This window comes from Sphingomonas aerolata (assembly GCF_023935825.1).
GTDB lineage: Bacteria > Pseudomonadota > Alphaproteobacteria > Sphingomonadales > Sphingomonadaceae > Sphingomonas > Sphingomonas aerolata.
In genome coordinates this window covers 25,482-39,824 of sequence record NZ_CP098765.1, presented here as the reverse complement: position 1 = coordinate 39,824, position 14,343 = coordinate 25,482, and the positions used below count along the sequence as shown (strand labels likewise).

The window sequence follows — 14,343 nt, the reverse complement described above, 5'->3', positions numbered from 1 at the left end:
CGTTGTCCCCCCAGTCACTTCGGAACTAAAGCCAGTTATAGCCTCCGAGATCAAGTCCGAGGTTAACGTTGCTCCAGCACCTGTTACCGGAAACAGTTCGCTGTCGTGCCCTAGCGATAAAACTGGCCTTACAGATGGGTGGCAGGTGTTTGCTTATACATTAGACAGAAACGCTGCGGTCTCTCTAAACCTTTATGCATCGGCTGATCTTGCTGCGTCTGATAAGGTAATTCTTTACCATTACATTTGGTACAAGGACTTAACGAATGATGACGGAAAGTTAATCGCCAGATGCGGAGCAGGTGTTTCTCTTAGTCTAAAAGCTTCTAAGCTTACCGCTGAAACCAAGCTCAACCTTCCTTCTCTGGCCGCATCTACTCAACTTGGCTTAACTGAGGTCGAGTATAAGCTGGGTACGTTTGGTATTTCAGGCTCTGCCATTGACAACGCTGCTCCACCCGCAGGCCTAGTTGGTCGCTTCGACGCAAATTCGTATGCGGCTCTAATAAGCGCTATCGATAAGGTTCAAGCAGCAGGCAAGGCCACAGATGCTACCGTCAAATTCACGCCCAAACTTGTGGCAATTCCCAGTAGTACTTCGTCTTCAGCAACAAGGAACATGCTTATTCAAGTTAGTGCCTTGCGCCATATTGCACGTGGGTGGACTTGTAGCAAATCAAAAGCAGCTATTACAGCGAGAGATTCTGACACCGATGATCTAGTGGATCAGTTCTATCGTTCTTACACGCGGCCTCTAGTTTGTAACGCTATAGGCGGTGGTCCGCGTAACAGCGATAAGTCAAAGGCTAAGAATGAATTAGCCTCCTATGAAATATCTGTAAACTGAACAACTTATGACTGGCGCCAATCTATAACAGGCGCTGCCATGAGTGGCCTGCTATCCTACGTCTAGCAGTGTCACAACCGAATATTTCTGACACAAAGGACCCACAACATGACATTCGACGGTCGTTTTGCACTACCCAACTTCGGACGTCCATTCAGGTTCGCCCGACACCTCGACCGGCGACGGCGGTAATGGCGAGAAGTGGGACGAAGCCACCGTTCGCGTGCAGCATATCGGACAACAGTTCTTGTCAGAAGCCGACGTTCAGCGCTTGCACGACCGGCATCGCAGAGCGGAAGAACCTAGGCCGTCAGCAGTCTGTCCGCTGTTGAGACCCCAGCTCGCATAGTGGCCGCGAGCGCTTTGACCCTCATTGGGGGGGGGGGGGGGGGGGGGGGGGGGGGGGGGGGGGGGAAGCGGGTTACCATTTTGGATTCGCGATCTCGAAAGCTGCCAAAGCGCCTTCTAGCAGTCGATTTTAATCGAGAAGTGCCGGGCTCGAGTGTTCGTCGCCCCTTCCCCAATACCGTTATGCGGTTGCAAGTCGTTCGACTTTTAGACAAGCCGTGGCATACGCTTGCGACGAGGTTGAATTGAACTTCTACGGCCACAATCCCGGGGGCGGGCGGCTCTACGGGCCCACTGCCTCTGGCATCCTCTACCTTTCTTCGCCGGCACACCGTGCGCGGAATCGACCCCACAAGAACCGGTGGAGCTGCACGGAGCCTGAGGAAAGCGATTGCTTCGAAGTGAGCGAAACACATGCTTGGCTCGATGCAGCAATGAATTGGTGGTGGGTTGGCGCGAACGGGAAAACAGTAATTGGAAAGAAGGGCGAACGGCTGGCATTTTTCCCCGTTCGATCCAACGGCTCGGACCCGGCTCATGGCTATCCGGTATCACTGCTCCAAGATCCCGATTATAGAATTCCTGATGCCTTGGTAGACATTTGGAAGAAAAACAAACTAATTGACGGAATCTCTGCTAAGCGAATCAAGGGGAGGAAAATATGATCCTCAAACGCCTTGTTATTCCGGGTAACTTTGTAGAAGCCCATCTCTACTTCGATTTTTTGTGGCTAATCGATTCGGAGGGAGCGATTAAAGCATTAGATCTTGCTGAATACATTGAAGCAAGATTGAATGGCGATGGCGGTGCTGCGCACAAGCTTTTTGCTAGAAATGATCGCCTTGTAACCAGCGGCAATTTCACTCGAGCAAGCGACCAGACGCCGGATGTACAGCGATTACTAGGTTCTTCTGAACCAATCGTCATGTCTAGCGGAGATGTTGACCGATTTTCTTATCACCATATTGCTCACCATCAGTTGGAGGAGCCGCTCGACGTTCGCTTCTATAATGGCCGCGCCTTCGTTGGCGTGCCTGGCGCCCTCGTTCAATTTCGAGCACCGGGCCGGCGTGATTTGTCAATTGAAGCTGCAAGAGGAAGCAAGGGCAAGCAGCTTAATGCTAGGCGGGTATTCGATGAGGGAACCCCTATTCATCTCCAATGTAGATTTGGGATTATTAATATAGCTTGTGGGGCAGAGGGCGGCTTTTATGGTCTAGGAGCACTTTCTAGCGATACTCGCTGGGAGGTACATCCCACGAAGATCGTCCAGACATCCTTTTATGCTGAGGTCAATGCTGCTGGTATCGGGCACGTTGGGTCCGCAGCACGGCTGCACTTAAGTGGCACAAGGATGCGGAATGTTGATGGCCCGATATCAAACGATGATCAGAGTGAACGCCGAGAAGTAGCTTCGGTTGATGATGAAGACATGGAGGCCATGGCAAGAGCCGATCGAATCACCCATGGCAAATCGGACGACGTTAGGGCTGAGAGAATGTACTTAACAACAAAGCAGGCGCTGGTCATCATGTCCGATGACAGTCTGCGGTTGTTTGCGTACGCTAAGGACGCAGAGTTCCTTCACACAGATGCGCGGGTAATAGAACTACCTTCGCCGGCCAGCAGAATATTGTCCACCACTACCACCTGTGGCAAGATAGTGACTGAGTGTGACGATGAGATTTGCGTGTTAGATAAATGGAAGTGGCACCGTATATTTGATGAACCTGTTTATTCGACTCGAGGCTACCCGTCATCGAAGTGGTATAGGCAGTTGCTTACCATAGTGGCTGAGGACCGGACCGAACTGGTTTTTATATGCGAGGAATAACGGTGTAAGGTGTGAGGGGTTTGAGGTCGACCTCGGTCGTGCAGCGGCCTCCTTCCAGAGAACGTCCTCGATACTGCGGAATGTCTGTTTGAATCCGCGGAGCCGCCCCGCGGGTTCGCTATCCGCTACCGATCGCTGCAGCACTCTAATCGTCTGCTTTCAAGAGGCGGCGAAATGGCTTGGAACGGCTGAGATGAGGGCACATATTTGACTGGCCGACCTCGCAACTTCGAATGGCAGCTCTTGACGGAAGCCGACGTTCAATTGAGAATCGCCGGATGTCCTGAGTTGGTCGCAAGCTACCGCATCGACGCACGAGCGGCTGCTCACCGACGACGGGAAAGTCTTTCGGACGGCTACGGAGTTCGCCGCCGCGATCGAGGCGGTCACCGCCTGAGGCCCGGCCTCACAGGCACGCCGTGTAGGCGGACGGGGTCAACCTTAGCCATGCGTAAGTGGCTCCGGCCGCTCCGCTCAGCGCCAGGATCAGGACGAACCAAAGCACCCGTCTGTGCCAGGTGATCCGCCCGCCCAGATCATCGAAAACGCCGACGAAGTCGTCTCGGACGGCTGCATAGTCGCACTCCAGTCGCGAATTCTGACCGTTTATCTCCTTCTCGATGGCAGTGAGCGTGTGCTGCTGGTTGCGGATCGCCAGCCATAGCAGTCCAACAAAGATCCAGGCTCCCAGCACCACGCCCGCGTTCGCCCAGAAGGCGAGGCCGCATCTCTCCGGGGTCTTAAGCTGGGATGCGACGACGATGGTGGCCACGGGGATGCCGAGCAGCTGACCCTGTATATCGACGAGAGTCTTATGGATCTTGCCGACGTACTCGAGGCGTGCCGTCTCGATCTCCTTGCGTATCTTGGAATACGAGAAGCTGGAGACGAAGAGCCTGTAGCCTTTCTCCACCTCGTCACAGAGCTGGTCGAGGTGGCTGATCAAATGGCGGAACCGTTCCGCACGCCGCAGGCTGCGAACCGACTGGATTACGGCGGCCGACACCAGCTCTGTCTTCTCGTCGCCGTGTAGCGGTTCGCCGAAGATGCGGCTCAGTTTGGCGGCATTTTCGACCAAGCCCTCCGACAAATCGGCAGACGAGAAGATGACCGGCACGACCGTCTTCTCGTCGTTGATGAAGACCAATTCACGCTGCAGGTCGCTGACGTAATTGGCGGCTTCCCGAAGCACTGCGGTAACGGTCAACAGCGATCTGTATCTGGCAAGCGCGACCGGAACGGCGGCGTCGCCTCGGGCAAAACGCTCGTCGATTACATAGTAGGCCGGAGGCTCGTTCCACGACGCATCGGGTGCGTTGAAGAGAGCATCGAGATCGCGAACGAGCAATCCAAGTCTGTGATTGGGCGCCCTGATTGTGATCGCGACGTGATCCCCGACCGTGACCGCTCCCGGGGCGACGAGCGCGATCTGTGTGAGATCGTAGAGCGCATCATCGGCTTCGATCGTTCGGATCGTTTCCGCCACGGCGTTGCTCGCCACGTGCAGGACGCCACCACCGGCGCCGTCGAAGACGGTATTGCGGTAGATCACGATGAGGTCGGCGAAGCCGATCTCAGCCATGACCCAGGCCTTCGGCCTGCAACTGCGAGATGAGGTCGTCAGGCAGTCCCGTCAGGGTGATGGTGTTTGCCTCCGGATCGTAGATCACCGCGCGGCTGCTCACCGCGTCGCGGTCGAACTCCACCTTCCACTGCTTGGTCCCGCCCTTGAAGCGCACGAGCGAGGCCAGCGAGCGCTTGTCCGGCACGAACCGGTCGCTCAGTGCGCGGTCGGTGTCCCCAAGATGGTCGGTAAGGCGCTTCGGATTGTTCGGCAGCAGTTCGTTCGCCAGCGTCTCGAATTCGAGCTCCTCGCGCTTGTTCGACGACCGCTCGCAGATGGCCTTGGCGCGAGCGAGGAACTCGTTGCCGTCCTTCTCCGACATCTTCTCGGCGGTGACGAAATCCTTGAGCGCCGTAACCAGGTTGGACGTGTCCACCCGTGCCTCTACGACGGAGTCGCAGCCGAGGAACAGGCGAAAGTATTCGGATACGTCGCCTTTCCCCTTGAGGAAGCTGATGTAACGCTCGGCACCCGCGGCCCAAGCGGTCAGGTTGATGCGGCCGGCGAACCGGAAGCCCTCGAGGTCGAGATGCTTCACGTCCTCCATCTCGTCCTGCGCCTTCAGGATCGCGCTCAGCTTGTCTGATACGATTGCGACGAGGAGGAAGTCCTTCTGGTCGCGCCGGAAGTGCTCGAAAAGAACGTGGCCGCCGGTCGACGCCGTGCGTGCCTGCGCCTGCTGACGGAGCGTCTCCATCATCCGCGTCGTCAGCCGAAGAAAATCCTTCTCCGGATCGCCAATGTAGTCTCGGATCTGCTCCTGCGTGGGATAGCCCTCGCTGGCCGTGAACTTGCCGTAGCTCTTCGACGCCCGCCGGTTGTAAAGGTCGTTTAGTTCGTCGACCACACGCTGCGTGGTGTCAGTGACCGGTAATGTCTTCGTCGCCGCCTTGATCTGGTAGATGCCATCCTTCCGCTCGAGGTCGTGAACGGCTAACGCGACAATCTCGTTCAAGCCCGTTCCCTCCGCACGATGTCTCGCTTAGCAGAGACCAGTTTAACGGAACACAGTAGCAACTTTGCGTTGCTGAGCGCAACGGCTTCCACATGGCCATGAGGCGACGACGGGGGTTTATTGTCTCATCGTGGCTGGGAGGGTACTCTACGGCGAGCGCTGACACACGCCGGTCGCTCGCTGATTAAGGATGACCTACCGGACTGTGCGGAACTGGATGGATGGTAGGCTCGAGCAACCGTTATGGGGCGCCTCGCTGCCGTCGGGCCAGGCCTGAACAAACGGCAGCTTCCGCCCAACGGGTGCCGAAAGTGGCCATTGCGTTGTCCACCAACGATGAGGACGCCACAGTGTCAAAACCGATCGAGGCTGTTGAAAAATACGCCTCAAAGGTCGGTACAATTGGGGGCGGAATGACACCACAAGGCAGCACGATCCCGTCCCAAAGGGATGGTCTGCCGAGACTGTGGGACCGTCTGTAATTGCCAATTGCCATCACGGCGAGTTGAGGTAGCTGTCTGTTACAACTGCAAAAAACGGAGCGACCTATGAAGCCGATCACATGGTTGCCGTGCATGGCGCTCCTCCTCGCTGCCGCGAGCGACGACAGGACTATATGTCGCAACGTGACTGGTGATCGCGACGGGCTGTTCCACACCTTCTGGCATGACAGTGGCGCAGGTTGCCTGACGCTCGCCCGTGATGGCAGCTATCAGGTACAATGGACGCTCGGACCACAAGGTAACCTAGTTGCGGGTCGTGGCTGGCGCCGTGGCTCTTCCGATCGTGTTGTAGGCTACCATGCCCGGCGCTTCGACCCTGGGTCGAACGGCTACCTGACCATGTATGGCTGGTCGAAAAACCCATTGGTTGAGTATTACGTAGTGGACAATTGGGGCGGTTTCACACCCCCTGGCCCCAACGCGATGCCTCTAGGCATTGTGCAAAGCGACGGTGGCACATACCGCATTTACCGCATGCGCCGGATCAAGCAGCCCTCGATCGCGGGCACCGCCACCTTTGATCAGTATTGGAGCGTTCGCACCGAACGACGCCCAGTCGGGCACGACAACATCATTACGTTTGCAAATCATGTCGATGCTTGGCGACGGGCTGGGATGACGCTTGGCTCACTCGATTATCAGGTATTGGCGACGGAGGGTTTCGGCAGCAAAGGCGCGTCAGCAGTAAGGCTACGGGATGAGCAGAATCGCCAGCGACCTTAACGCCTACAGTTCGAATTGGCGTCTGGCAGCGACATTAAGGCTTTCCCGGACAGGATCGACTTTCGGGAATGTCCGGAACTGGTGGATTACAGACTGTCCGCTTTTGGGGAAAATTGGAAAATAACCCTGTTTCATCTTCCTACCTTCCGGCAGCGAACAAGATCAAAGAATTGCCTGTCGAGAAAGGCGGTGTCTTTGGAACCTGCCGCGTCCCGGAAAAGCATATGAGCCGGAGCAGGTTCTCCCCGCTTCGGAACGTGATTGATAAGATTATAGGCGATATCGGTTCCGACATATTGCCTATTTCCGTATGGACGAGGCCCCCCATCGGGGCTTGGCGGCCGCCAACCTTTAGCGGTAACGTCTTCGGTAGAGGCAACATTTTGGAGCCCGTTCGATCCGCCGTTCCACGGCAGCCACCAAAAGGTTTTTCCTAAAGGTTTATACTGGACTGCTATCGCAATATGGCTTGGCCAATCTGGACCGCTCTCGACTGGGCGAAAGTGGGCAGTGACGCTTGGATTATGGCGCAAAACATACTGTGCCTGCTCAACCGGACAGGAAGCTATGGTAGCTGCCGCAAATGCCAACAAGCCAATCATTGTGACAGTCTCCGTCCCCTAGTCCTGTCTCATTGTAGCTGCTGAGTGAGTGTCAGCAATCGAGACTGCTATAACGACGGGTACGACCGGGTGTGGGCGATTGAGACCGAACGTGATGACGCCGAGCATTGGTCCAGATAAGCTGGCAGCAAATGTAACGAGAAGCCCGCGACCAATTTCCTTAGAAGCAGAGCGTTCCATCAGCGAAGTATGGGACAAGCCAGTGACTGAGACAACATCCACTTTCCTCTCCAACGCGGTCATTCCCTAAATTCGATCCAATAGCAGGAATCGCAGAAGCGTGCCGCTGGCGGTGATCGGCATCCGTTGAATGTTGGTATAGACGGCAGCCATGCGTTTTCTCATCCTCGTGCTCCTTCTCCTCGTCGGCTGTGGTGATGCGCGACCTGACAAAGAGAGAACCAACGGCTATGTCGTTCCGGCGAATGGTGATCCAACCAATTTCACTTGGAACGGCTATCCACGCCACAGGTTTGCGGCATGTGGCCGATACATAAAATTGTCGAAACCGTTTGAGGTCGTGCCGGGCGGTTTCAATGACCCGTTGGCTGTACCTCTCAGCTATCTTGAGGATCCTAAAACGCACGAGCGCGCACCGGAAGGTGTTGATGAAAGTCGGCGCATCTCTTTTGACTTTCCAGCTCGATACAGAGGAAACGGCATGTGGGAATGGCAAACGCCCATGAACACACAGGGCAAGGTGAAGCCCATTGCGTCCGCCAGCGCCCTACTGAAAGCCGCAAAAGAGAGAGGTGGCTCTTATGCCGATGAAGAAACCTACTTCCAAGGTGTCGTCAACCGACGGCCGGCTGCAATGACATGCACTATGGTCACGGTGCCTAATTCATGGTGCGATATAGAGGTTAAAATTAACGGCGATCAGCGGTTTAGCGCTCGCCTACCTCCGCATGCTGTAACAAAACTGGAAAGAGTTGTTGCGATCGGCACAAGTCTTTTTGCTAACCTAGCTAAGGAGTGTGGCCCCCATCCGCAGCTGCGATCCGCAGAGATCAGAATTTTCCCGTCTCGAAACGAGGCTGAGAAGTTTTTGTCAAAACAGCCTGTGTTGGCCCGCTGACGATATCGCAGACGACCGCTTCCTGCCTCTTCACCGTCCCCAAAAAGGAAGGTCGATCGAGAACGACGGTGCGCTGTGATGTTGGTGACGCCCACAAGGGTGCGCTTTCCCAAATCCTGTCGCCAATTGCCTTTTCCCAAAATGGTGTCGGATCGACGGGGGAAATAGGACGCTCCAACCTGTCGAGAAACACATGATTTACGACATCCCCGCTTTTCGCCTTCGCTGAATCATGCCGCCTTCGGCCATAACGTTCGACAAGTCCTGTCGCTTTGATAGGGTGTTCGAGAACGTGCTTCCGGGGGTTTGTCGTACATGCTGGTTGGATATATGCGGGTCTCGTCGGCCGATGACCGCCAAACGGTCGATCTTCAGCGGGACGCGCTAGTCGCAGCCGGCGTCGATCATCGTCATCTCCCATACCGACAAGGCATCCGGCGCACGCGACGATCGACCGGGACTGAAAACCTGCCTCGATTATCTGAACCCGGGCGACACGCTAATAGTATGGAAGCTCGACCGGCTTGGACGGTCGCTGCCGCACCTACTGGCGATCGTTACAGATCTGAAGATGCGCGGTATCGCGTTCCGCTCGCTAACCGAGCAGATGGATACGACCACGCCGCACGGCGAATTGCTGTTCTCTCTCTTTGGGGCACTTGCACAGTATGAGCGCGCGCTGACGCGCGAGCGCGTAATGGCCGGGCTTGCTGCAGCGAAGCGTCGCTGACGCAAGGGTGGCCGCCCGCCGATGATCGATACCGAAACCCTCGAACGGATTACGACCGCGCTGGATGGTGGGGCCAGCAAGGCGTCTGTCTGCCGTACCTTCAAGGTACCGCGCTCGACGCTAATCGGCACGCTGGTACGGATCGGCTGGACCGCACCCGCGAAGACCTGACCCGATCGCATCAAGCAATCTGTCTGAAGGACATACGGCTATCGAGAATAGGCTCCGCTGTGTCGCTTATCCCAAGTGATATGCTGCAATCACGGCACCAAACGACGGGTAACTCGTGCCTCATTATATGCGATGCGTCCCAAGATGGACCACCAAACGGCAATTTCGTAATCTTTCAGCAAACGGATCGCTTCGTCATTAAATATATGTTTATCTTGAACATCTCAGCGATTGAACCTAATTGCATGCCTCCCCAAAAGATACAGAGATTATAATGAAAGATGAGATCAACGCGGTCGAGTTGGCCGCTGAACTGACTGCTGCGTGGTTGGCCAATCCTAACACCCGCACGAATGCGGATGATGTGCCCGCGTTCTTGCGGTCAATGCATGCCGCTGTCGTGCAACTCTCGGGCGCTTCGACTTCGGCAAATACGGAAGAGCCCGCTCAGACATATGAGCCTGCTGTCACAGTGCGCAAGTCACTGGCGTCGCCCGATCACATCATTTCCTTGATCGACGGCAAGCCATACAAGACGTTACGGCGCCATCTATCGAGCAATAGCCTTACGCCTGAGGAATACCGAGCGCGCTATAATCTAAAGGCTGATTATCCCATGGTCGCACCTTCATACTCGGAAGCCCGGCGGACCATGGCAAAGTCGATCGGTTTGGGGCGTAAGCCTGGTCAGGCAGCCGAAAAGGCTACCAATGATTCTCCGAAGTCTCCCCGCAAGCCTCGCGCAACGAAGGTCACCGAGGAGGCATAAGTGAAACGGGGAGGCTAGCCCTCCCCGTTTCCGTTCGGCTTCGCTAAGTTTCGGACGTCTCGTATGTCGCTAGTTTTGCAACAGTAACTGACCGAAGGCGGCTTGTGTCCCGTCGCGAAAGGGGTCCCTTTTGCGACGAAAGGAACGCCCAGTTCCCGACATTAGCGGCTCACGCTATCGTCGCCGATTGCTGCCATACATTCAGCGCACAAAGCGGGATTAATCTGCTCTATGGACCAAGCCGTATTCGTTGAACTGGTGCGCAATTTGGTGGTCGAACCGGCTGCCAGTGACACCATCTCGCAGATTGCAAAGCCCTCGGGCAGGAACCTGTCAGAGGAAAGGAAGGGGCGTGCCGCCTGGTTCAATGGGCTATCAGCCGACCAACGCGCGAACGTAGAGTACGCGGTCGCCGATGCCGCGAGGGCTGCCGCATTCGGTCTTTTTTGCGTCCTTGACGGCGCGAGAGTGATCGAGAACGGGCCAAGCTGTGGACATCTTGAACTGCGCTACATTAACGCGGCGTCTGACACCTTACTCGCTTCCAGCGCGGCTGATTTCTCAACATCGCTACATGAGCTCATCTGATCGTTCGTAATCCACGATTGCGAAAGACCGCTTTAGCAGCCGGTTCCTGAAAGCGGCCCGTCCGCTTCCCTCTCCATCCCGGCCATTCGTGATGCAAAAATCCAAAGTTTTGCATCATCGCCGTTGCAGATGCGAACCGGCAGAAGAGGCTCAGGCGCATCCGCACTTTACTGGTTCAAGCTATCCAACTTTCGATACATTATCCTGACCAAACACCACGTTTCGATCGCATCACGCAATTAAAACCATATCCAAACATCCCCTCTGTAAAAAAAGACACCCGAACAATAGAAAGGCGTCCGTTTTTTGAGAATACAGGGCTGGTAAATGTGACGTAGGTTGCGTGTCCCCCACCGTCTTTTAACGGGCCTGACACCCCATGCCATGTACATGTAGGTTTAGACTTACTAGGACTATACAAATTCTGCCGTGCTATAAGCTCGTCAAACTTGCGCGGCGACGCTGCTAATTTGGCGCGGTAATCTGGAACAATTTCATCCAACGAAAGCGGGCGAGATTCGCCGCGAACATCGACTGGATATGCCAGCGCTTTGTGCTTTATTGCGGCAGTGTTCGCGGCTTGCAAGACAGCGCACGTGCGAGGTGCCGACGCGAACGTTCTAACAACCGGAAACGCTGGGTTCGACATTGTCGTCGCGGACAAAGCAAGCGACCCGTAGACGATCCCTGTGAAAGTGACTGGCATAGGAACTCCGGTCGAGCGACTATTCGCACTATATTGCTCGAAACCTGCTGGCCCGCAAACCACCACTTTTCACGGCTCTGATGCAGAACTCACAGGATATGCATCGCATAGAATGGCCAAACCTGCGGGTCTGCGATGTACGCCTCAATATTTTTGATCAAGCTGAGGACGTTATAAGATAAGCAAGAAGTGATCAGTTCTCGCCATTGCGTCCCCGCGCAAGAGGCCTCAAAAGTCGGAATAGCGCAGCATGAGAAGACCCGATGGTATCGTCGCATCGCCATAGCTGATTTACCTCAATCCTTTTCTCCATCGGCATGTTCGTCGGGCAGCCAGCACTGGCCGCACCAACGTCCGTCAAGATCTTGCCCGACGTGGTATGCGGGGTGGGCGAGGGCGACGAAATTCGCGTATGCGGATCGCGGATCAAGCGGCAAGGCATGCGTCGTCTTCACGAACTGGCCGTTTGCATCATCAAGAACCAAGCGGTTTCGAGCAGCGCTGCCGTTACAGCCTATGTCCTCACCGGAGACATGGCGCGATTCCGCTCCGTCTTCGCGTCGGACCGGGCATGCTCATCTGCTCGTGGTTTGCGGGTCACAGCCGCCCTGCTTGCCGGCGCGTTTGCCGAGGCGTTGCTCGACAGGCCGATGCTGGCGCGTTTAGCCACGGGGCAAGGCGGAGAGGCTCCCGCATCATCCGTGCTCCTGCCGACCGACACGCTGCTACACTGCGTTATGCGTACCCGGCGCGTTGAGGCAGCGACCTTCATCCGATCGCAGCTCTATTCCCGTCAGGAGCGGTCCGCCGCCACGGCGCTAAGTGATAAGCTTCAAGGTTGCTTGACGGCCGGGGATACGATCCGGACAAGTCTGCCACTCTTGCGGTCGATGACTGCGCTGACCGTTTTTGCAGAGAGAATGCCTTCGTGCCGAGCGAACTGCGACCCGGATCGAGCAGACGATTACATGATACGTATGAAGGTCAAGTAGTGTCGTCGGTTAAAGCGATGGAACCCCTTAAATGGAGAATATAGTGGGGCCTTGAATGTACTGCTACTATCGGCACGACTGATATCGATGGCGTTGTTTGCTTTAGTTCATACCCGAATTGGAAATATATCTCTTCCGCGGCTCAGCTAGGTATTTTGCCATGAACCAAACACACTGATAGTCCGGTGCTAGCTACGTGACCGGTTAGAGCGTTGCGGGGCTATTGATTTCTAGTCAGATTACTATTACGGTTATAGGCAAAGAAACATAGCCTGACTATAAGATTGAGTTATAGATGCTATCTCTATTTGTAGTTTCCACCTTTTGGTCTGTTGATAGCAATTACGCCGCTTGAGGGCGACGCGTAGTCTATATTCAGAGTCACTATTATAAAGGAATAAAGATGATAAAGAGGGCTATAGCGACCCTGCCACTTATCACATTTGCCTTTACCCCTGTTACTGCTTCTAATACGGGCTCTGGTTACATTAGCGCGATACACGCTATGCCAAATGGCGTAGTCATGTTTTCGCATGCCGCTGGCCGCGACGCGGTACCAAACTGCGTAAACGCGTCTACGTCTTCAAGATGGGCAATAAACGCGGCAACTGAATCCGGAAAATTACAACTCTCAGTACTCTTAAGTGCATACGGTGCCAATAAAAGGATTCATATCTTTGGAACGGGCTCGTGTACAGCTTGGGGTGACACTGAGACTGTCGAGTTCTTTGTGATTGACGGATAGGCCTAGAAAGTTGACGATGTTTTAATGCGGATATTGGCTAAGTAGCGCATACTAATATAGCAATAAGTCCAAATAGGTTATTTTTAATATTTTCACTCAGAACAGATCCTATGACAACTACTCTACCCTATAGGATTCAAAAAATGGTTCTTTGACTATAACTCCAGTTATAGTGCGAGGGGCTTAGTCGCAAAAATCTGATACTAGGTATTTCAAATGACAAAAGTTTGGCGCAGTTTATCTTTGATAGCCGCAGCCCTAATAGACTTAGTATCGGCCGTGCCAGCTGTTGCGAGCACGGTTCAGCCTAATTACATATCAGGAAACATAAAAGATATAACCTCCGTGCACGGAGCGTTGCTTATCAGAATGGATGATGATCGCGTTCCTACGCAGTGCCAACCATCAGGGTCGTTTTGGATGAGGATTGACCAAATTGACACAGCTATGATCAGCACAGTCCTAATGTACTGGGGGCAGGGTAAAACAGCCTTTACAATGTATATAGACAGTTGGACTGGGGGATATTGCACAATAGGTCAAGCTGACCCCATTAACTAAATCTTGTTACGGGTATCCTGGTAGACATTTTATCGTTGGTAGTTGTATTTTAAGGGAAGAACTGACTGGGTTATGAATCAGTCATTCTTATGACGCTACATCGATATATACTGGAACAGGTGCCCCGCTGTACGTCGGTAAGTTCCGACAGGCGTCGGCGCCGGTCAGTCCGCCATACCAGAAACCAGCCCGCTTACCTGCGTTGATCGCACCCGCGAGCTTAGACATCCACGCGAAACACACCGCCGGCTCTACGCCTTTCCATTTTTGGTTAAGATTACAGATCTGAAAAAAGTCTACGCGCCATGCCGTATAGACCAGGACGCTCCCGTCTGAATAGGTTAGCACCTTCAGTGGCGGCGTATCACCGCCGCAATAAACGTCAGCCGACGCCGGCGACGTTATGATCATCGCTCCGCCTAGCACAATACCGACAAATGACTCTTTGTTGCAAAATCGCATGAGTAGTTCCCTAATATAGACTCGTGAGACAAACCGAACGTACCAGAAGAACTACGGCTCAGGTAATCATTAATCAATCCCGCT

At 54.5% G+C, this 14,343-nt stretch carries 10 protein-coding genes and 1 pseudogene; 9 read left to right on the top strand and 2 right to left on the bottom strand.

Features of this window, described 5'->3' with window-relative positions:
* Positions 1-145: 145 nt before the first annotated feature.
* From NEF64_RS18945 to NEF64_RS18935, 3 genes are all read left to right on the top strand, one after another.
* Positions 146-847, top strand: coding sequence for a hypothetical protein (locus NEF64_RS18945; RefSeq protein WP_252575215.1), 702 nt, complete (start codon positions 146-148; stop codon positions 845-847).
* A 749-nt stretch (positions 848-1,596) separates the two neighbouring features.
* Positions 1,597-1,860: a hypothetical protein gene (locus NEF64_RS18940; protein ID WP_252575213.1), complete on the top strand. Its 264-nt coding sequence runs from the start codon at positions 1,597-1,599 to the stop codon at positions 1,858-1,860.
* Entirely contained in the window at positions 1,857-3,029 is a 1,173-nt protein-coding gene (locus tag NEF64_RS18935; protein WP_252575211.1) for a hypothetical protein, read from the top strand. Before NEF64_RS18940 ends, NEF64_RS18935 begins: the two co-directional genes overlap by 4 nt.
* A gap of 406 nt (positions 3,030-3,435) precedes the next feature.
* Here NEF64_RS18935 and NEF64_RS18930 read toward each other — a convergent pair whose 3' ends face one another.
* Both NEF64_RS18930 and NEF64_RS18925 read right to left on the bottom strand, forming a co-directional pair.
* A complete protein-coding gene (locus tag NEF64_RS18930) occupies positions 3,436-4,611 on the bottom strand; it encodes a hypothetical protein (protein ID WP_252575209.1) in 1,176 nt (391 codons plus the stop codon).
* Positions 4,604-5,608, bottom strand: coding sequence for a nucleoid-associated protein (locus tag NEF64_RS18925; protein WP_252575207.1), 1,005 nt, complete (start codon positions 5,606-5,608; stop codon positions 4,604-4,606). The genes NEF64_RS18930 and NEF64_RS18925 overlap by 8 nt, the downstream gene beginning before the upstream one ends.
* 548 nt (positions 5,609-6,156) lie before the next feature.
* Between NEF64_RS18925 and NEF64_RS18920 the strand changes: the two genes are divergently transcribed.
* From NEF64_RS18920 to NEF64_RS18895, 6 genes and pseudogenes are all read left to right on the top strand, one after another.
* Positions 6,157-6,834, top strand: a complete 678-nt coding sequence (locus NEF64_RS18920; protein WP_252575205.1) for a glycoside hydrolase family 11 protein — start codon at positions 6,157-6,159, stop codon at positions 6,832-6,834.
* Positions 6,835-7,788: 954 nt separating this feature from the next.
* On the top strand, positions 7,789-8,535 hold the full coding sequence (locus NEF64_RS18915) for a hypothetical protein (RefSeq protein ID WP_252575203.1): 747 nt from the start codon (positions 7,789-7,791) through the stop codon (positions 8,533-8,535).
* Between the two features lie 315 nt (positions 8,536-8,850).
* Positions 8,851-9,436: pseudogene (locus NEF64_RS18910) on the top strand (recombinase family protein).
* A 274-nt stretch (positions 9,437-9,710) separates the two neighbouring features.
* The gene (locus NEF64_RS18905; RefSeq protein ID WP_252575201.1) at positions 9,711-10,205 is read left to right on the top strand and encodes a Ros/MucR family transcriptional regulator; all 495 of its coding nucleotides are present in this window, start codon (positions 9,711-9,713) and stop codon (positions 10,203-10,205) included.
* Positions 10,206-10,436: 231 nt separating this feature from the next.
* The gene (locus tag NEF64_RS18900; RefSeq protein WP_252575199.1) at positions 10,437-10,793 is read left to right on the top strand and encodes a hypothetical protein; all 357 of its coding nucleotides are present in this window, start codon (positions 10,437-10,439) and stop codon (positions 10,791-10,793) included.
* A gap of 1,023 nt (positions 10,794-11,816) precedes the next feature.
* Entirely contained in the window at positions 11,817-12,491 is a 675-nt protein-coding gene (locus tag NEF64_RS18895; RefSeq protein ID WP_252575198.1) for a hypothetical protein, read from the top strand.
* Positions 12,492-14,343: the final 1,852 nt, after the last annotated feature.

Bases quoted from the DNA above. Each gene is read 5' to 3' on its own strand.
- NEF64_RS18935 (WP_252575211.1), top strand. From the start codon at position 1,857: ATGATCCTCAAACGCCTTGTTATTCCGGGTAACTTTGTAGAAGCCCAT.
- NEF64_RS18930 (WP_252575209.1), bottom strand. From the start codon at position 4,611: ATGGCTGAGATCGGCTTCGCCGACCTCATCGTGATCTACCGCAATACC.
- NEF64_RS18920 (WP_252575205.1), top strand. From the start codon at position 6,157: ATGAAGCCGATCACATGGTTGCCGTGCATGGCGCTCCTCCTCGCTGCC.
- NEF64_RS18915 (WP_252575203.1), top strand. From the start codon at position 7,789: ATGCGTTTTCTCATCCTCGTGCTCCTTCTCCTCGTCGGCTGTGGTGAT.
- NEF64_RS18905 (WP_252575201.1), top strand. From the start codon at position 9,711: ATGAAAGATGAGATCAACGCGGTCGAGTTGGCCGCTGAACTGACTGCT.
- NEF64_RS18900 (WP_252575199.1), top strand. From the start codon at position 10,437: ATGGACCAAGCCGTATTCGTTGAACTGGTGCGCAATTTGGTGGTCGAA.
- NEF64_RS18895 (WP_252575198.1), top strand. From the start codon at position 11,817: ATGTTCGTCGGGCAGCCAGCACTGGCCGCACCAACGTCCGTCAAGATC.